Annotated in this window: 18 protein-coding genes; 14 read left to right on the plus strand and 4 right to left on the minus strand. The window is 61.5% G+C overall.

The genetic code is table 11. The features are described 5' to 3' along the window. Window positions 1-98: 98 nt before the first annotated feature. From BM300_RS16400 to BM300_RS16440, 9 genes are all read left to right on the plus strand, one after another. Window positions 99-1,277, plus strand: coding sequence for a PrgH/EprH family type III secretion apparatus protein (locus BM300_RS16400; protein ID WP_092463341.1), 1,179 nt, complete (start codon window positions 99-101; stop codon window positions 1,275-1,277). Between the two features lie 3 nt (window positions 1,278-1,280). Beyond that, window positions 1,281-1,541 carry a type III secretion system needle filament subunit SctF gene (gene sctF, locus BM300_RS16405; protein ID WP_072340799.1) on the plus strand — a complete coding sequence of 87 codons (261 nt, stop codon included), beginning with the start codon at window positions 1,281-1,283 and terminating at the stop codon, window positions 1,539-1,541. 60 nt (window positions 1,542-1,601) lie between these two features. Continuing rightward, entirely contained in the window at window positions 1,602-1,910 is a 309-nt protein-coding gene (gene sctI / locus BM300_RS16410) for a type III secretion system inner rod subunit SctI (protein ID WP_092148505.1), read from the plus strand. Next, window positions 1,907-2,626, plus strand: coding sequence for an EscJ/YscJ/HrcJ family type III secretion inner membrane ring protein (locus tag BM300_RS16415; RefSeq protein WP_092148502.1), 720 nt, complete (start codon window positions 1,907-1,909; stop codon window positions 2,624-2,626). Before sctI ends, BM300_RS16415 begins: the two co-directional genes overlap by 4 nt. Continuing rightward, entirely contained in the window at window positions 2,613-3,179 is a 567-nt protein-coding gene (locus BM300_RS16420) for a secretion system protein (protein ID WP_092223043.1), read from the plus strand. The genes BM300_RS16415 and BM300_RS16420 overlap by 14 nt, the downstream gene beginning before the upstream one ends. Beyond that, window positions 3,151-3,861 carry an oxygen-regulated invasion protein OrgB gene (locus BM300_RS16425; RefSeq protein ID WP_092463366.1) on the plus strand — a complete coding sequence of 237 codons (711 nt, stop codon included), beginning with the start codon at window positions 3,151-3,153 and terminating at the stop codon, window positions 3,859-3,861. The genes BM300_RS16420 and BM300_RS16425 overlap by 29 nt, the downstream gene beginning before the upstream one ends. Further along, window positions 3,851-4,279 (plus strand): hypothetical protein, encoded by a 429-nt coding sequence (locus BM300_RS16430; RefSeq protein WP_256575837.1) that lies wholly within the window; start codon window positions 3,851-3,853, stop codon window positions 4,277-4,279. Before BM300_RS16425 ends, BM300_RS16430 begins: the two co-directional genes overlap by 11 nt. A 41-nt stretch (window positions 4,280-4,320) precedes the next feature. Next, on the plus strand, window positions 4,321-5,685 hold the full coding sequence (locus BM300_RS16435; protein ID WP_256575838.1) for a hypothetical protein: 1,365 nt from the start codon (window positions 4,321-4,323) through the stop codon (window positions 5,683-5,685). A gap of 98 nt (window positions 5,686-5,783) precedes the next feature. Continuing rightward, a complete protein-coding gene (locus BM300_RS16440) occupies window positions 5,784-6,803 on the plus strand; it encodes a quinone-dependent dihydroorotate dehydrogenase (protein WP_092223045.1) in 1,020 nt (339 codons plus the stop codon). 337 nt (window positions 6,804-7,140) lie between these two features. On the opposite strand, the gene rmf is transcribed toward BM300_RS16440, so the two are convergent. Continuing rightward, complete coding sequence (rmf, locus tag BM300_RS16445) at window positions 7,141-7,356, minus strand: ribosome modulation factor (protein WP_003223300.1); 216 nt, start codon at window positions 7,354-7,356, stop codon at window positions 7,141-7,143. Between the two features lie 531 nt (window positions 7,357-7,887). Between rmf and rlmKL the strand changes: the two genes are divergently transcribed. Continuing rightward, complete coding sequence (gene rlmKL / locus BM300_RS16450) at window positions 7,888-10,158, plus strand: bifunctional 23S rRNA (guanine(2069)-N(7))-methyltransferase RlmK/23S rRNA (guanine(2445)-N(2))-methyltransferase RlmL (protein ID WP_092148487.1); 2,271 nt, start codon at window positions 7,888-7,890, stop codon at window positions 10,156-10,158. A gap of 142 nt (window positions 10,159-10,300) precedes the next feature. Beyond that, on the plus strand, window positions 10,301-12,685 hold the full coding sequence (locus BM300_RS16455; RefSeq protein ID WP_092463343.1) for a sensor domain-containing diguanylate cyclase: 2,385 nt from the start codon (window positions 10,301-10,303) through the stop codon (window positions 12,683-12,685). Window positions 12,686-12,967: 282 nt separating this feature from the next. On the opposite strand, the gene dacB is transcribed toward BM300_RS16455, so the two are convergent. Then, entirely contained in the window at window positions 12,968-14,434 is a 1,467-nt protein-coding gene (gene dacB / locus BM300_RS16460; RefSeq protein WP_092223049.1) for a D-alanyl-D-alanine carboxypeptidase/D-alanyl-D-alanine endopeptidase, read from the minus strand. Window positions 14,435-14,475: 41 nt separating this feature from the next. On the opposite strand from dacB, the gene BM300_RS30365 reads away from it, so the two are divergent. Both BM300_RS30365 and BM300_RS16465 read left to right on the plus strand, forming a co-directional pair. Further along, on the plus strand, window positions 14,476-14,676 hold the full coding sequence (locus tag BM300_RS30365) for a hypothetical protein (RefSeq protein WP_139211603.1): 201 nt from the start codon (window positions 14,476-14,478) through the stop codon (window positions 14,674-14,676). Further along, the gene (locus tag BM300_RS16465) at window positions 14,666-15,010 is read left to right on the plus strand and encodes a YggL family protein (protein WP_092148478.1); all 345 of its coding nucleotides are present in this window, start codon (window positions 14,666-14,668) and stop codon (window positions 15,008-15,010) included. Before BM300_RS30365 ends, BM300_RS16465 begins: the two co-directional genes overlap by 11 nt. A 114-nt stretch (window positions 15,011-15,124) precedes the next feature. Here the strand turns inward: BM300_RS16465 and BM300_RS16470 are convergent, their stop codons facing one another. Then, window positions 15,125-16,315, minus strand: a complete 1,191-nt coding sequence (locus BM300_RS16470) for a benzoate/H(+) symporter BenE family transporter (protein WP_092148475.1) — start codon at window positions 16,313-16,315, stop codon at window positions 15,125-15,127. 375 nt (window positions 16,316-16,690) lie between these two features. On the opposite strand from BM300_RS16470, the gene BM300_RS16475 reads away from it, so the two are divergent. Further along, on the plus strand, window positions 16,691-17,455 hold the full coding sequence (locus BM300_RS16475; protein ID WP_003183531.1) for a GntR family transcriptional regulator: 765 nt from the start codon (window positions 16,691-16,693) through the stop codon (window positions 17,453-17,455). A gap of 126 nt (window positions 17,456-17,581) precedes the next feature. Here BM300_RS16475 and guaD read toward each other — a convergent pair whose 3' ends face one another. Beyond that, window positions 17,582-18,886, minus strand: a complete 1,305-nt coding sequence (gene guaD, locus BM300_RS16480) for a guanine deaminase (protein WP_092223053.1) — start codon at window positions 18,884-18,886, stop codon at window positions 17,582-17,584.

Consider the following 18,886-nt stretch of genomic DNA (forward strand, 5'->3'; position numbering starts at 1 on the left):
TGATCCTTTGCGGGAGGCAATCGGCAGATTTGCATCAGGAACCCTGGGGCCGGCCTTTCTAACCTGCCTGCTCATTTGACTGCCCTGGAGTTAGGACGGTGACAGTCCCGACGGCCCTCCCTCTACAGCCCTGCGTCTTGCGGATACTCAATGGCCCGTTGCAAGGCTGTGAGTTCCCGCTGGGTGAAGGCGCGACCCTGTTCGTGGTGGGGGCTGTGGATGTGCTCGGGGACGGCGTCCGTTCTGCCAGCGTTCCGGCTGAAACCATCTTCGTTCCCCTGGAGGAAGGTGGCTACAATTTCGAGGTGCTGGCCGACCAGGCCACGGCGGACGGTGTGCCGTTGCGGTTGCTCGGCGATTCGGTGGAGGTACGCCATTGTGCCTTCCAGGCCAGGGTGCAGATCGGCAGCCTGCAAATCGTCTTGCGTCCGGAGGATCAACCCTGGGCTCCCGAATGTGTCGGTCAAGCACCCGAGACGCCGTCCAATGCCAGCACTCTCGAGCGTTGGCGGGCCCCTTGGATGCGCTGGGGCGCCGGCGGTCTGGCGCTGATTGTTCTGGTTACCGTGATGGGGCTTTGGTCGATGCCGGGGCCTGCGCCGGAAACCGATATTCGCGCGTTGATCAGCGGCGGCAGTGCCGAGGTTCAGGTGCTGTCGGGGCGCGATCATTCGGTCTACGTCTTTGTGTCTTCCGAACGCGATGCCGGTTGGAGCCGACAGGTGCTGACGCGCCACAACGCCCTGAACGGCAAGGTGCTGATGAGGGACCAGGAGCGTGGTCGACTGGAGCAGGTGCTGATCGATCACGATCCGCAACTGGCCTGGCACTTCCTGGACCTCAAGGACCCGTCGACGCCGCGGCTGCTGCTCAGCACCCAGCGCAACCTGCTCACGCCGGACAAGCAAGCGCAACTGCTCGATGTGCTGCTCGCGGCGGCGCCTTATGCCCGCGACGTCGTGGTGCAGATGCAGGATGACACGCTGCTCGCCGACCTGGCGCAGGGCGGCTTGCAACGCCTGGCCCTGGCCTTCAACCGGATCGAGCACGCGGACAGTGTCACGTTCGCCGTCGAGGGCAACCTGCAGGATTCCGAACTGGCCGCCGCTCGCCAGTATGTCGACCGCTTTTACCGGCAGTGGGGTGATCGCTACGTGCATTTCACTGTCGAGCTCAAGGACGACGCGCTCAAGGGCCTGTCGTTTCAAACCGGCCCGCAGGGCTACGTCAAGACGAGTGCTTCGTCCTGGTTTTTTCCAAACAGACACAATAGGTGAGCAATGGCTGGTATCGGTTTACCCATCACATTTCCCGACGACTTTCTCGGCGAGCAAGCTGCTGCGTTCGAACTCGGTGCACAGAAACTCAAGGACGTCCTGGATAAAGCGCTGGAGGACCTGAAAAAAGATGCCTCTGACCCTGGGCTGCTAGCGGCCTACCAGACCGCGTTTTCCTCCTACACGGTCTTTCGCAACGCCCAGACCAACACCATCAAGGGCTTCAAGGACATCGACATGGCGATCATCCAGGCGGCCCGCTGACGCTGGCTTTTTTCGATTGGCCATCGCCGTGACGATGGCCATTTTTCATGAGTGCATCCTATGTCCATCCTCAGTGTTTCCCCTTCGCTTGTTCACGGCTCGACCTTCGTTGAACTGCGCGGTCCGCAGGAAGGCCCGGTCGTGTCACTGGAATCGCGCTTGATCGAGGCGTTTGCCGGTTCCGCCGTGGACAGCGGCCAGGAAGTCGCCGCGATCAATCAGTTGCTGCTGCGTCCGGATATCAGCGACCCTGAAGTATTGGCCCAGTTGCAGGAGATGACCGGGCAATACAACGTCGATATCAACTTGCTCAACGTGCTGGTGCGCAAGGCCGTAGGCACGGCAGAAACCTTGTTGCGTGCGTCATGAAAGCGGGCGTGGTGTTGCTGCTGTTGGGCCTGGCGCTGGCGGGGTGTCGCCAACCGAGCCTGCTTGAAGGGCTGGATCAGCAGCAGGCCAATGAAGTGCTTTCGGTCTTGCAACGCAACAACATCGCCGCGGTGAAAGTCGACGCCGGCAAAGCCGGTTATGCGGTGAAAATCGATCAGTCGGATTTTTCCGCCGCCGTCGATCTGCTCAACCTTTATTCGTTGCCGTCCCGACCACGCCTGCAAGTCGCGGAGATGTTTCCCGCCGATTCCCTGGTGGCCTCGCCCCGCGCGGAAAAAGCCCGGTTGTATTCGGCGTTGGAGCAGCGCATCGAGCAGTCGCTGGCGGTGCTCGAAGGTGTGGTTTCCGCGCGGGTGCATGTCAGTTATGACCTGGATGCCGGTGAAGGCGGGCGCAAGTCGCCGCCTATCCATCTCTCGGCGGTGGTGCTGCATGAGCGCGATGTCGAACCGCAGTTGCTGATCACCGACATCAAGCGTTTTCTCAAGAACAGTTTTGCGGCGGTGGAGTACGAGAACGTCTCGGTGGTGCTGTCCAAGCGCGCTCCCATCCAGCATGTCGCGCCAACGGTTATCGCAGCTCAGGGGCGTCCGAGTTGGCCGTGGTGGCTGGCGCTGATCGGCGGGTCGCTGTTGGCCGCTGGTGCCTGGGCCTATCGTCAGGCAAATGCGAGGCGGCGTGATGACGGACGTTGACTGCTTGCAGCAGATTCTCGCTGAGCCTTTGGGGTATCTGCATCCTCAGCGCCTGGTGGTGCCCGCGAGATTCGAGGGGGCCGAGGCGTGGAGCCTACTTAACCGGATCGTGCTCGAAGGGCTGGCGATGCAAGGGCCTTGGCCATCGATGCCACTGACCGGCGTGGCGAAACAATGGGTTCGTCACTGGCGACGATTGCCTTATATCGCCTTGCTGATGGGCGCTTATCGTTTGATGCCCGATCTGGCACGAGGCGCTGCGCTGGGTTGCCTGCCGATGTCGGTTCGTCGTTTCGCGAGTTACAGCTTAGGGGGGCGAGGCGGTCTGCCGATCGACCGCTCACCTGTTGTCGTGGCCCAGGTTGAAGCGGCTGGCCTCAATGCGTTGTGGAGCTGGCACGAACAGGTTCCCGCCGCGCTGCTCGATCGTCTGGCATTGCAATTTTCCGAGGCGGTCGTGCGCTTGCATCGGCAATGGCCGCTCACGAAGCCCAATCCAAGCCTGTTCTTTCTGGCGGTGCAGCATGCTCGACTCTATCCGCTCCCTGACTGACCTGCCTGTGGGCGAGGACGCGCGCCTGGCGCGCGAGGACATCGCCGCTGCCCGTCGCCGCCAGCGCTTGCAGCGTGAGGCCCAACGCCGCGCCCGCGAGTGTGTCGAGCAGGCCCGGCGCGATGCCGAAGCGCTGCACGCCCAGGCGTTTCAACAGGGTTATGCCGAGGGCATTCTGCGCGCCACCGGGCAACTGGCTGACGGTTTGTTGAAGTCGCAAACCCTGGGCCTGCAATTGCGCCACGCGCTGGCTCGGGCCGCGCGTGATCTGCTCGCCCAAGCCTTGAGCCAGCCGCAATGGCTGGATGAAATGCTGGAACGTTGGCTGGCCGCACACCCGGTCGATTCGACCGCAGTCCTGCAGGTGCTGGTGCCGCTGCATTGCCGCCCGCGCGGCCATGAACTGCGGGACAGCCTGCGCCAGCAATGGGCCGGCGAACTGATTCTGGAATATCACCCGCAGGAGCGCTATGTGCTGCGGCTGGCGGATCAACTGCTGGAATTCGACGTTGAAACGATCCAGGAACGGTTGGCGCCCAGGTTGCTGGCGAGCATCGCCGCCCTGCCGGAGTCGGTTCGCGCTCTGGACCAGACATCGTTACAGACCCTGACGGACTTGTGCTCAAGCTTCGTCGAGCACCCCACCGATTCCACGGCAACCGAGGTTCACCATGAAGATTGAAACCATGAGCGATTCCAGCACGCTGGATCGCAGCGTCAGTCCGGCGGTGGAGACGCTGGAAGCGCGCCTGCTGGCTGCTGGTGAGCAAAGCAAACGTCCGGACCCTGAGTTCGAGCACTTGTATCAATTGCTGCTGGCCATGGAAGGGCAGGGCGAGAAGGCGATTCATGAGTTTCTTCGCACACTGCGTGGGGCGGACGGGGAAACCGCTGCGTACCCCACCGCGATGGCGTTGAAAGCGATCACGCAACAAGTACTGGTTCGGTTGAAGGACGAGGGCCTGGAAAAGTCGCAGCTCTATAAGGAAGTCCGCGGGGCCAATGGCCTGGCGTTTGCCATGGAAGTCTATGTATTGGGCGTTATGCGCGATGTGTTTCAGCCCATGGGGGATGACGCTTGGGAGAGGAGTGAGTGGTGAGGAGTTTTTGATGGTTTACATAACAATATGGAGAAACAACCATGCAAATTGTGAATGGGGCGAGCGTTCCTACGAGGGCTGTCCAGAGCGACTTCGTTTCATCTTCAAATGGTTCGGCAGGGGCGTTAGAGACGCTTGACGCTGGAAAGCTGGATACTTCGGGGTTTGAACTGAGCCGATTGGGGTCGCCTAAGCAGATCGCAGCGGGTCTTGAGCATTTAGATCGTGCAGCAGCCATTGGATTGGAGAGTCTCGCCACTTATCAGGGGCAGGAAGATCTGGTTATAAGGTCCCGGATTTCCGAATTTGTTGAAGAGGGTAATCTGCCCGCCGAAAGAAGCGGAATTTTTAGCTTTGTAGATGAAGGGGCAGCAGGCACCGGAAACCGCGAGGATCGCTTGAAAGCTGTGCTCGAGGCCGGCCTGGAACTGCTCGAAGCCGCCAAAGGGCCAGGGCTCAACCTGCTGAATGTCGCCGGGCACACGGGGATGATCATTGCGCTGGCCACCGGTTTGCGTCAGTACGTTGGCTATCTCGTCGAGCAGGCTATGCGCGAAGGTGATACACCTGAGGCCGCTCGGACATGGGCGACCGTTGCGCTGGCAATGATAGGGCCAGCGTTGACGCTGATGGGGGCTGTCCGCAGGGAGGTCGCAGGGGAGTCGACCTGGAAGTCTCGGGCGGGAAGTCTTTTCATGGCGATTGCTGTGTTTGGAAGCACGCTTGGGGCTGTTCTCACGGGAGCGGCGGCAAAGCTTTTCCCTACAATGGCCGGCGGAGTCGTCTACATCATGGCCCGGGCGCTGGCTCAGTCCTTCTTCCCTTTGAAAGACAACGCAGGTCCCGCGAACGCAGCGGTAACCGGGGTTACAGCTGCGGCTTATGGCGCGTTTCAATTTGCGTTGGCAGAACTGGGGAAGGCCATGCCATTGAGTGGTCCTGCCAGGGCAGCCGAGGGGCTTGGTTACAATTTTGGGGCGGACGTTATTCAGGCCACGCTGAATGCTCTCGGAATGATAGCCGATGTAGCTACCTTGACTGTCTGCAAAAGTTTGGATGTGCTATCACGCAAGTTAGGGCCGGATTCGGTCTTTTCTGATCCGGAGTCTTTACAACAGATGGCCCTGGAGGTACGCGCTGGTGTTCAGTGGCCCACCAGAACGCAATTGGCCGATGCATTCATAAATGTTGCAGGGGCACGCCTTTCGTTTGGGCACACTGTCAGCCTGTTCGTAGGTGCGGCAGCAGCTTTGTTGAGTGAGTCCGAGATCGGTGAGGATGCCCAGGGCCATGTTCTCAATGGCTGTTTCGCCGTAATGATGATGCTTCTTTACTTTCCACTCATTTTTACCAACCTAAAGGCAACCGACCGAACCTATGCTCTGGAGAATATGAACACGCCTTGATCCAGCCCCAAGAGCGAGCAGCCATAGGTTGCTCGCTCCTGTCCCTTTACCCCGGCTATAATCCCCGCCTCATTTCGTCGATCGAGTCAAACCCACCCATGTACACCCTGGCCCGTCAGCTGCTGTTCAAACTTTCCCCGGAAACCTCCCACGATCTGTCCCTGGACCTGATCGGCGCGGGTGGACGTTTGGGCCTCAACGGTTTGCTGTGCAAGGCGCCGGTGAACCTGCCGGTGACGGTGATGGGGCTGGAATTCCCCAACCCGGTCGGGTTGGCGGCAGGGCTGGACAAGAACGGTGCGGCCATCGACGGGTTCGCCCAGTTGGGTTTCGGTTTCGTGGAAATCGGCACCGTCACCCCGCGCCCGCAGCCGGGTAATCCCAAGCCACGGCTTTTCCGTCTGCCCGAGGCCGAGGCGATTATCAACCGCATGGGCTTCAACAACCTGGGCGTCGACAATCTGCTGGCCCGGGTGGCCGCGGCCAAGTACAAGGGCGTGCTGGGCATCAACATCGGCAAGAATTTCGACACCCCGGTGGAGCGTGCCGTCGACGATTACCTGATCTGCCTGGACAAGGTCTACGCCCACGCCAGCTACGTGACCGTCAACGTCAGCTCGCCGAACACCCCGGGGCTGCGCAGCCTGCAATTCGGCGACTCCCTCAAGCAACTGCTGGCCGACCTGGCCCGGCGACGCGCCGAGCTGGCGGTGATGCATGGCCGGCATGTGCCGCTGGCGATCAAGATCGCCCCGGACATGACCGACGAAGAAACCACCCAGGTCGCCCAGGCCCTGATCGAGACGGGCATGGACGCGGTGATCGCCACCAACACGACCCTGGGTCGCGAAGGGGTCGAAGGGCTGGAGCATGGTGACGAGGCGGGTGGGTTGTCGGGAGCGCCGGTGCGTGACAAGAGCACTCATACCGTGAAGGTGCTGGCCGCCGAACTGTCGGGGCGCTTGCCGATCATTGCGGCGGGTGGGATTACCGAAGGCCGGCATGCCGCCGAGAAAATCACCGCCGGGGCGAGCCTGGTGCAGATTTATTCGGGCTTTATCTATAAAGGACCGGCGTTGATCCGTGAGTCGGTGGATGCGATCGCGGCGTTGCGTTGACTTAAGGCTGGGTGGAACCTTGTGGCGAGGGAGCTTGCTCCGCTGGATGTGGCGAGGGAGCTTGCTCCCGCTGGACTGCGCAGCAGTCCTGAAACCGGCTGACGCCATTTGCCTGGCTCACCGTGCAATGGCTTTTTGGGGCTGCTGCGCAGCCCAGCGGGAGCAAGCTCCCTCGCCACAACGGTGTTCTCAGCTCAAGCAATGACATAAAGCCAAGGCATTAAAAAGGGCTCCTCGAAGGAGCCCCCTGGGCCGTAGCCCGCCGTCCGGATGGGACGTGCGTGGTTAAATCGATATGGGTGTCAAATTGTCGAGTTCTTGAGTATTAAGCCCTGTGTCAGCCGACGGCGTGAAGTTCGTTGAGTCTATGGATACCCGCAGTGCCGGTCATACCGTCCCAGTTGTCGCCGCGTCCTTCTCGCCAGCCATTGATCCAGGCTTGACGTACCGACGGTAGAGTAAAGGGGCAAAGCTCACGGGATTTACCACCAACGCCATATTGGTAACCACGTAAAAATGCTCTTTCCAACGGATCACGCTTAAGTCTTCTCATAGGGTGTTGCCCTCACTTGTTGACTGTTACTTAGCGTCGACCTCTATCGAGGCCGGGGCAGAATCATTCTGCCGTTGGTGGCTCGTTGCCGGCGTGACGAGCCGAGGTGTTGACGCCGTTGCGACGTCAACCTGTGTTGAGTTCTAACCAAAGCGTCACATGGATGGAATGATCGTTTTGTCATAAGCACGTAACAATAAAGATGTTAGGGCGATAAGTAACTTGATGTTCGTTGACCGCTTTTGAGCAAGACCCCTGTATGATCGGCCCTGCGCCAAAGAGGGCGGCCTTCCCTCGAATGAGAATGTCCCCCTGTTGCACTCGGGTACTATTCGACGAAAGGGTCGAGTTTTCACAATTTGTTGCACAGAATTTTTTTTCTGCCTTCGCATCTAAGCTCTTTTAACCTGAGCGGCGAGGGTGGCACGGCACACTTTCGTGCCACACGGGTGTTCTTGAGAAAAGCACCTGATTGAACCTGGCCCGGCAATGCGTTGCCCGGTCCACTTAGCCAAAGGCTCTGGAATCCCCATGTCCGATCGTTTCGAACTCTTCCTCACTTGCCCCAAGGGCCTCGAAGGCCTGCTCATCGAGGAAGCCGTCGGGCTTGGCCTTGAAGAAGCGCGCGAGCACACCTCGGCGGTGCGCGGCATGGCCGACATGGAAACGGCCTATCGCCTGTGCCTGTGGTCGCGCCTGGCCAACCGCGTGCTGCTGGTGCTCAAGCGCTTCCCGATGAAGGACGCCGAAGACCTCTACCACGGCGTGCTGGATGTTGACTGGCAAGACCACATGCTGGCCGATGGCACGCTGGCGGTGGAGTTCAGTGGCCACGGTTCGGGCATCGACAACACCCATTTCGGCGCCTTGAAGGTCAAGGACGCCATCGTCGACAAGCTGCGCACGCCGTCGGGCGAGCGACCGTCCATCGACAAGCTCAACCCCGACCTGCGCATCCACCTGCGCCTGGACCGTGGCGAAGCCATTCTCTCCCTGGACCTTTCCGGCCACAGCCTGCACCAGCGCGGTTATCGCCTGCAGCAAGGTGCCGCGCCGCTGAAGGAAAACCTCGCCGCCGCGATCCTGATTCGCGCCGGTTGGCCGCGCATTGCCGCTGAAGGCGGGGCGCTGGCCGACCCGATGTGCGGTGTGGGCACGTTCCTGGTAGAAGCCGGGATGATCGCCGCCGATATGGCGCCGAACCTGCGTCGCCAGCAGTGGGGCTTTACCGCCTGGCTCGGCCACGTGCCGGCGCTGTGGAAGAAACTCCACGAAGAGGCCACCGCTCGTGCTGAGGCCGGGTTGGCCAAGCCACCGTTGTGGATTCGCGGCTACGAAGCTGACCCACGGCTGATTCAACCGGGCCGCAACAACGTCGAACGTGCCGGCCTGAGCGAATGGATCAAGATCTATCAAGGCGAAGTCGCCACCTTCGAGCCGCGTCCGGACCAGAACCAGAAGGGCTTGGTGATCTGCAACCCGCCGTACGGCGAGCGCCTGGGCGATGAAGCCAGCCTGCTTTACCTCTACCAGAACCTCGGCGAGCGTCTGCGCCAGGCCTGCCTGAACTGGGAGGCGGCGGTGTTCACTGGCGCGCCGGACCTGGGCAAGCGCATGGGCATTCGCAGTCACAAGCAGTATTCGTTCTGGAACGGCGCCTTGCCGTGCAAATTGCTGCTGATCAAGGTGTTGCCAGACCAGTTCGTCACGGGTGAGCGTCGCACCCCGGAACAACGTCAGGCCGAGCGCGAGCAGGCCGCCTACGATCAGGCCCCGGAAGTCCCGCAAGAGCGCCAGTACAACAAGAACGGTAACCCGATCAAACCGGCCCCGGCGCCAGCCCCCGTCGTGGAGCAGGCGCGGTTGAGCGAAGGCGGGCAGATGTTCGCCAATCGCCTGCAAAAGAACCTCAAGTTGCTGAGTAAGTGGGCCAAGCGTGAAGGGGTGGACTGCTACCGGGTCTACGATGCCGACATGCCGGAATACTCCATGGCCATTGACCTGTACCACGATTGGGTACACGTCCAGGAATACGTCGCGCCAAAATCCATCGACCCGGAAAAGGCTTCGGCCCGGTTGTTCGACGCCCTGGCGGCGATTCCCCAGGCGCTGAACGTGGATAAGAGCCGCGTGGTGATCAAGCGTCGCGAGCGCCAGAGCGGCACCAAGCAGTACGAGCGCCAGAGTGCCCAGGGCAAGTTCACCGAGGTCAACGAAGGTGGCGTGAAGCTGCTGGTCAACCTCACCGATTACCTGGATACCGGACTGTTTCTCGACCATCGACCGATGCGCCTGCGGATCCAGAAAGAAGCCGCCGGCAAGCGCTTCCTCAACCTGTTCTGCTATACCGCGACCGCCAGCGTCCATGCGGCCAAGGGCGGGGCGCGGAGCACCACCAGCGTCGACCTGTCGAAAACCTACTTGGATTGGGCACGCCGCAACCTGTCGCTCAATGGTTTTTCGGAGAAGAACCGCCTGGAGCAGGGCGATGTGATGGCTTGGCTTGAGGCCAGCCGTGACGAGTACGACCTGATCTTCATCGACCCGCCGACCTTCTCCAATTCCAAGCGCATGGAAGGCATCTTTGACGTGCAGCGTGACCATGTCCAATTGCTGGACCTGGCCATGGCGCGCCTGGCGCCTGGCGGCGTGCTGTATTTCTCCAACAACTTCCGCAAGTTCCAGCTCGAGGACAACCTCGGCGAGCGTTATGCGGTGGAAGAGATCACCGCCAAGACGATTGATCCGGATTTTGCCCGCAACGGCAAGATCCACCGCGCCTGGAAGATCATGGCGCGTTGAGTCGGGGCTGATTGGATCCACGAAGCCTTGTAATTCAAGGCTTCTAGCCTCGTTGGGGACTGGCTAAAGTGATGGCGAATAGCTATAACTTAGGCTGTGTCCAGGGCTGTGCCTATGCCTGGTTCCTTTCTGAGTTGTGTTTATGGCATTGCATCAGGTGCGTCCCAGGATCCTGGGCTTTATCAGCGAAGACGTGTCGGCCTGGCTGGTCGCTTCGCTGGTCCTGCTGGCCGGTATGTTCCTGACCGGGTTGCTGACTTGGGCGATGATGAATCTGTTCCACCAGCAACTGCGCCAGCGCTTCGAGCTGCAAGCCGAGGAGCGTTTCAGCCGCATCGAGGAACACTTCCAGGACCAGGAGCAACGCCTCGACAGCCTCAGGCGTTTCTTTGCCAACTCTGAAGATGTCTCCAACAACGAATTCCGTGGTTACGCTGACGTGCTATTGCGCCGTATCCGGGCGTTCGCCTGGGCGCCCAGGGTGCTGCGCGACGAACGGCAATCGTTCGAACGACAAGCGCAAGCCGACGGGGCCACTCAATTCACGATCCGCGAGCCGGAGGGTAGCGGTGGCCTGCGACAGGCCGCCGAACGAGATGAATACGCACCGCTGCGCTACATCCAGAGCCAGGCTTCCTACGGGACACCGCTGGGCCTGGACCTGCTTTCCGAACCCTTGCGCCGTGCCACCGTTGAGCGGGCCCGCCAGCGAGGCGGGCCGGTGGTTTCGCAGCCATTGGACCTGATGGGCGCCGACCCGGTATTTGCCCGGGGGGTACTGTTGGTTGCGCCGGTCACCCGGGAGTCGGCCAGCGAACCGTTCGGGTACGTGGTGGCGGCCATCAGCATGCGCCAACTGGCGGGTGACGGGCTGCCAGCGTCCAGTCACGACAATCTGTCGATGCGTGTCATGGACCTGTCTACCGAAAACGCGGAGGAGGCGCTGTTCGAATCCCACAACCCGCCGGGCCGTAGCGATTTGTCGGCGACTCGCCTGTTGCGCCTGGCCGATCGCGACTACCGGGTGGAGTTGCGGCCCAGCCGGGTGTTCCTGTCCACCAATCATTCTTCGGTCACCAGTATGGTGATACTTGGCGGCTTGCTCAGCCTGCTGCTCAGCGTCTTGCTCTATGTACTGGTCAGCCAGCGGCAGCGGGCCTTGAAACTGGTAGAGCAACGCACCCGTGAACTACGCGCCCGGGAGCAGGAGCTGCGCGGTACCCATGGGCAGTTGCGTGGTGTGCTGGATGCCGCGACTCAGGTCGCGATCATCGCCACGGACCTGCGCGGCGTCATCACCACCTTCAACGCCGGTGCCGAGCAGATGCTCGGCTACCCGAGCTGCGAGGTCCTGCAGAGCATGACCCTGGAAAGCCTGCATGTACCGCGCGAACTCCAGGCCCGCGCCGCCCAACTCGGCGCGCGCTTTGGCAAGCCGATTCCGGCGTGCCACGCGATGTTGCTCGAGGGCGGCGAACAGGGCGGGCAGCAGGCGCGGGAGTGGACCCTGGTGCGCCGCGATGGCAGCCACCTGACCGTGAACATGCTCGCCACACCGATGCTCGATGACCAGGGACTGTGGATCGGGCACCTGGCGATCTGCATCGACATCACCGAACGCAAGCGCGTCCACGAAGCGTTGGCTGCCCGTGATGTGTTGCTGAAAAAGCTCAGTGCCCACGTGCCCGGGGGGATCTACCAGTTCAAAATGGATTTCAACGGTCGCTTCAGCGTGATCTATGCCAGCGACGGCATTCGCGACATCTATGAATTGGAACCCGATGTGCTGGTGCAGAACGCCGAGGCGATTTTCTCGCGCATTCACCCGTTGGACAGCACGCGTGTCCGCGCTTCGATTCGCGCTTCGGCCCACACCTTGAGTCCGTGGCGAGAAGAGTACCGGGTGCAACTGCCCTTGCGCGGCCTGCGCTGGGTACGCGGCGAGGCCACGCCCGAGGAACTGCCCGGCGGCGGGGTGTTGTGGCACGGGTATATCTCGGATATTTCCGACCTCAAGCGCGTGGAAGAAGAGCTGCGGGCCTTGTCCGTGACTGACGCGCTGACCGGTATTCGCAATCGCCGCTATTTCCAGGAGCGCCTGACTTCGGAGATGGCTCGGGTCGAGCGCGGTTCCGGAGGACTGGCGGTCATCATGCTCGACATTGACCACTTCAAGCGCATCAACGACCAGCATGGCCACGCAGTGGGCGACCGGGTGTTGCAGGCCGTCTGCCAGCGTGTCGCCCAACGGTTGCGGCGCACCGATGTGTTCTGCCGGCTGGGGGGCGAAGAGTTCGTGGTGCTGTGCCCGGACACTGACAGCGACAGCGCCTACACCTTGGCATTGGAGTTGTGGGAAGGCTTGCGGGCGGCGCCCATCGAGGGCGTGGGGTTTGTCACCGCCAGCTTCGGTATCGCCACCTGGCGCGCCGGGGAAGGCGCCGATGCGTTGCTGCTAAGGGCTGACTCGGGCGTGTATGCGGCCAAGCAGGCCGGGCGGGATCGGGTTGAGGTGCAGTTGGGTTAGCCACTTAGGCTGGGTATATGGTAGTGCCGTTCAGTTAAGGATGGTTTGAATCATTGTGGCGAGGGGATTTATCCCCGTTGGGCTGCGCAGCAGCCCCAAAAGGCTGAATGTAACCAACCCGGCATACTTCGGTGGCTGGGTTCAGGGCCGCTTCGCAGCCCAGCGGGGATAAATCCCCTCGCCACAGATTCATCGAATGCCTTAAGTGAACAGCATTATGGGTATATGGGGGCGAAGTGTGGGAGCGAGCAAGCCCGCTCCCACAGTTGATCTCTGGCGGAATTAGAGCACCGAAGCCGTCTGCGGCAGTTTCGGCTGGCGGTACAGGTCCAGCAGCACCTGGTCCAGCACCGACGAAGCGCCCCAAGGTTTCGGATCGTTGAGAATCGCCACCACCGCCCAGGTGTTGCCATTGATGTCACGGCTGTAGCCGGCGATGGCGCGGACGGTGTTCAGGGTGCCGGTCTTGACATGGGCTTCGCCGGCCATGGCGGTGGTCTTCAGGCGTTTGCGCATGGTGCCGTCGGTGCCGGCAATCGGCATCGAACTGATGAACTCGGCCGAGTACGGGCTGCGCCAGGCGGCTTGCAGCATGGCCGCCATTTCCCGGGCGCTGACCCGTTCGGCGCGGGACAGGCCGGAGCCGTTCTCCATCACCAGGTGCGGCGCGGTGATGCCTTTCTTGGCCAACCACTGGCGCACCACCCGTTGCGCGGCCTTGGCGTCATCACCGTCGGCTTCGTTACGGAACTGTGCGCCGAGGCTCAGGAACAACTGCTGGGCCATGGTGTTGTTACTGTATTTGTTGATGTCGCGGATGATCTCCGCCAGGTCCGGGGAGAATGCCCGGGCCAGCACCTTGGCGTTGCTCGGGGTCGCGGCCAGGCGGTCCGTGCCCTGGATGCTGCCGCCCAGCTCTTTCCAGATCGCCCGCACCGCTCCTGCGGTGTAGGTAGCATGGTCCAGCAGCGACAGGTAGGTCTGGGAGCTGCAACCGTCACCGAGCTGGCCGCCGACGGTCACCGTCACGCTGCCGTCCGCCTGGGCCACCGGGTTGTAGCGCACACCGCCGGCGCATTGCTTGGAGTTGACGGCCTTGACCTGATTGTCGATGCGAATGCTCGCAATTGGCGGCTCCACCGACACCAGTACCCGGCCGCCGTCATTGCGGGCGACGAAGCGCAGGGCCTTGAGGTTGACCAGCAACGAGTCGGGCTTGACCAGGAACGGTTTGTTTTCGTCGTTGCCGTCGTCGTTGAATTCGGGCAGTTGCGGCTGGATGAAGAAGCCGCGGTCCAGCACCAGGTCGCCGGTGACCTGCTGCACACCGTTGGCCCGCAGGTCGCGCATCAGCAGCCAGAGTTTTTCCATGTTCAGCTTGGGATCGCCGCCGCCCTTGAGGTACAGGTTGCCGTTGAGGATCCCGCCGCTGAGAGTGCCATCGGTGTAGAACTCGGTTTTCCACTGGTGATTGGGGCCGAGCATTTCCAGGGCCGCGTAGGTGGTCACCAGTTTCATGGTGGACGCTGGATTGACCGAAACGTCGGCGTTGTACAGGGTCGGAGTGCCGGGGCCATTGAGCGGCACCATCACCAGGGACAGGGCGTCATTCTGCAGTTTGCTGGCCTTGAGGGCTTTTTGCACATTGGGCGACAGGGCAGTGTTGATCGTGGCGGCGTGGGCGGTGACAGGGAGGGCCAGGGGAAGAAGAAGGCTGGCCAGAAGCAGTGGACGCAAAGATTTGATCATTTGTAATAAAACCCTACGGGCGAGGGGGAAAAGACGAGGACATGAAAATGAACGCCCTCAACGGTCATGAAAGTGTCGGCATTATGCCCCAAGCCGCAACGGCTGGGGCCGTGCCTGAGCCCTTCGGCCGCTATTTTTTACCGACGGTAGGTCGATACACCCGATCAGTCGGGCAAACGACGCACCAAACTGGTAAAGTGCCGGCCGTTATTACTTATGAGGATTGTTCCAATGGCGACTAACCGTTCCCAGCGTCTGCGCAAAAAACTGTGCGTGGATGAATTTCAAGAGCTGGGTTTCGAACTGAACCTGGATTTCAAAGAAGATCTGGCCGATGAGGCTATTGACGCTTTCCTCGACGCTTTCCTGAAAGAAGCCATGGAGGCCAACGGCCTGGGCTACGTCGGCGGCGACGACTACGGTCTGGTTTGCCTGCAGAAGCGTGGTTCGGTTTCCGAAGAGCAGCGCGCTACCGTTGAAGCCTGGCTCAAGGCGCGTCCTGAGCTGACCAGCGTTGAAGTGAGCCCGCTGATGGACGTCTGGTACCCGGAAAAGCCGATCAACCCGGTCGCTTGATGGTCCGATGATGTTCCGAAACCGGCTGCCCGTTTGGGGGCCGGTTTTTTTGTGCCTGTCTGTTGGGTATTGAGTGACCTTCAGGCCGCTATCGCGAGCAAGCTCGCGATGCTTTCAGGCGTTGCGCCAGTTCAGAATCACCAGGGTCAACACCCCCGCCACGATCCCCCAGAACGCTGAGCCGATGGAGAACAGCGTCAGCCCCGACGCCGTGACCATGAAGGTGATCAACGCCGCTTCCCGCTCCTTCACTTCGCTCATGGCGATGCTCAAGCCATTGATGATCGACCCGAACAGCGCCAAGGCCGCGATGGACAGCACCAGTTCCTTGGGCAGCGCCGCGAACAACGCCGCCAGCGTGGCGCCAAACACCCCGGCAATCCCGTAGAAAATCCCGCACCAGACCGCCGCCGTGTAGCGCTTGTTGCGATCTTCGTGGGCGTGGGGGCCGGTGCAGATCGCCGCGCTGATGGCCGCCAGGTTGATGCCGTGGGAGCCGAACGGCGCCAGCAGTAGCGAAGCGATGCCGGTGCTGGTGATCAGCGGCGAGGCCGGTACGTTGTAGCCGTCGGCCCGCAGCACGGCGATGCCGGGCATGTTCTGCGAGGTCATTGCCACCACGAACAACGGAATGCCGATGCTGATGGTGGCCGCCAGGGAAAAGTGCGGCGTGGTCCACACCGGTGTCGCGACTTCCAGGGCAAAGCCGCTGAAGTCCAGCAGCCCCAACAGGCCCGACAGCGCCGTACCGATCAACAATGCCGCCAGTACCGCATAGCGGGGCGACAGGCGCTTGACGATCAGGTAGGTGAAAAACATCCCCAGCACCAGGCCGGTGCGATGCTGGGTGGCGACAAAGATCTCGCTGCCGATCTTGAACAGGATCCCCGCCAGCAACGCCGCCGCCAGCGAGGCCGGGATGCGCTTGACCAGGCGCTCGAAACTGCCGGTCAGGCCACAGATCGTCACCAATACTGCACAGGTGATATAGGCGCCGATGGCCTCGCCATAACTCACGCCACCCAGACTGGTGATCAGCAGCGCTGCGCCGGGTGTCGACCAGGCGATGGTGATCGGTGTGCGATAGCGCAGCGATAGCCCGATGGAACACACCGCCATGCCGATGGAAATTGCCCAGATCCACGAAGAAATCTGTCCGCTGGTCAGCCCGGCTGCCTGCCCGGCCTGGAACATCAGCACCAGGGAACTGGTGTAGCCGGTCATCATCGCGATGAACCCGGCGACGATGGCCGAGGGTGAGGTGTCGGCGAATGGACGAAGTGGCGTGGTCGTGACTTCGGTCATGGTGGACGATGATCCTTATTATAAATTGGCAGAATCTGAAGCAGCCCGGTGGCGAGGGAGCTTGCTCCCGCTGGGTGGCGCAGCCGCCCCAAAACCAGCCGATGCGGTGGGTCAGGCCATACGGCGTCGGTCTGTTTGGGCGTGCTCCGCACGCCAGCGGGAGCAAGCTCCCTCGCCACAGGGTTTTGGTTTTAAGCCTAAACTCAACGCAGTAGCCGATTGCAATACAGCCATGCCCGCAAACAGCCGTACAGTCGTGTTGCCATCAGAGGTTGTGTACAATCGCCGTGTCATTTACGCGATACTTGCCAGCGACCCGCTGTGCCGTATTACAGTCACGGTCAATTCGCCGCCGTTCTCCCGACTCGAGTGCCCATGAACGAACAGTTGCAACCCCTCAAGAAACAACCGCGAGCCGGTAAAGCCGGCCGCAGCGGAACCCAGGACGATATTGTCTATGCGCATATCTTCGAGGCCATCCTCGAACAACGCCTGGCGCCCGGTACCAAGTTGAGCGAAGAGGCACTGGGGGAGATTTTCGGGGTCAGCCGCACGATCATTCGTCGGGCGCTGTCACGCCTGGCCCACGAAGGCGTGGTGTTGCTGCGGCCCAACCGCGGCGCCGTGGTGGCCAGCCCGAGTGTCGAAGAGGCTCGCCAGGTCTTCATGGCCCGGCGCCTGGTGGAAAGGGCGATCACCGAATTGGCGGTGCAGCATGCCACGGCTGAACAATTGGCTGAGCTGCGGCAGATGGTCAGCGACGAACGCGACAGTTTCTCCCGTGGCGACCGCGGCGCCGGCATCCGTTTGTCGGGCGAGTTCCACCTCAAGCTGGCCGAAGCGGCGAAGAACGCCCCGCTGATCAGCTTCCAGCGCAGCCTCGTGTCCCAGACATCGCTGATCATCGCCCAGTACGAAAGCGGCAACCGTTCCCACTGTTCCTATGACGAACACACTCAGTTGATCGACGCCATTGAGGCCCGCGATGCCACACTGGCCGTCGACCTGATGATGCATCACATGGACCACATCGACAGCAAGCTCAACCTCGACGAGGAAAGCGCGTCGGATGACTTGCATGCGGTGTTCTCGCATTTGTTGCAGAGCAAGAAACCGGGGCGGTCGACCGCTAAGCTTTGAGGGGTTGAATCAGCCTGATCGTTCCCACGCTCTGGGAACGCAGCCCGGGACGCTCCGCGTCCCAAAAGCCGAACGCAGAGCGTCCGTTGAGGCATTCCCACGCAGAGCGTGGGAATGATCAAAAATCTACCGCTGATGCACCAATTTACCGGCCGCATACGTCTGCGCCACCGTCCGGTCATCCCCCAGCGTCATCAGCACGAACAACCGCTCGGCAATGTCCTTGGCCTGCTTGAGGCGATAGCCCAGCAGCGGCGTGGCGTTGTAGTCCAGCACCAGGAAGTCCGCATCGGAACCCGGCTGCAGCGTGCCGATCTTGTCCTCCAGGCGCAGGGCCCGGGCGCCGCCGAGGGTGGCCAGGTACAGTGACTTGAACGGGCTCAGCCGCGCACCCTGCAGCTGCATCACCTTGTAGGCTTCGTTGAGGGTTTGCAGCAGCGAAAAACTGGTGCCGCCGCCCACATCCGTGCCCAACCCCACGTTCACCTTGTGTTTTTCGGCCATCGGCAGGTTGAACAGGCCGCTGCCCAGGAAAAAGTTCGAGGTCGGGCAGAAGGCGATGGCCGAACCGGTCTCGGCCAGGCGAGCGCATTCGTCGTCGCACAGGTGCACGCCATGGGCGAACACCGAGCGTTCGCCGAGCAGTTGGTAGTGGTCGTAGACGTCCAGGTAACCCTTGCGCTCCGGGAACAGCTCTTTGACCCATTGCACTTCCTGCAGGTTTTCACTGATGTGGGTCTGCATGTACAAATCGGGATATTCCCCCAGCAACTGACCGGCCAGAGTCAATTGCTCCGCAGTGCTGGTGGGCGCGAAGCGTGGGGTCACCGCGTAGTGCAGGCGGCCCTTGCCGTGCCAGCGCTCGATCAGCGCCTTGCTCTCGGTGTAGCTGGATTCGGCTGTGTCGACCAGGTAGTCCGGGGCGTTGCGGTCCATCATCACTTTGCCGGCGATCATCCGCAGGTCGAGCTTCTGGGCCACTTCAAAAAACGAATTCACCGATTGCGGGTGCACGCTGCCGAACACCAGCGCGGTGGTGGTGCCGTTGCGCAGCAGTTCCTTGACGAAAATATCGGCCACGGCATCGGCGTGGGCCTTGTCGGCGAACTGGCTTTCGCAGGGGAAGGTGTAGGTGTTGAGCCAGTCCAGCAACTGTTCGCCGTAGGCGCCGACCATGCCGGTCTGCGGCAAGTGGATGTGGGTGTCGATCAAGCCGGGGGTGATCAGCGTATCCGGGTAATGAGTGACTTCGATGTCAGTTGCCAGGGTCGGCAGCAGGTCACGGGCGTGGCCGATGGCGCTGATCTGGCCGTTTTCCACCACCAGCAAACCGTCTTCGAAATATTCATAGGACGCCTCGATACCGACTTCGGCCGGGTCGGCGAGGCTGTGGAGCAGGGCGGCGCGGTAGGCTTTGCGTGTCAGGGGCAT

Source organism: Pseudomonas sp. NFACC46-3, assembly GCF_900114515.1.
Classification (GTDB): Bacteria; Pseudomonadota; Gammaproteobacteria; order Pseudomonadales; family Pseudomonadaceae; genus Aquipseudomonas; species Aquipseudomonas fluorescens_Q.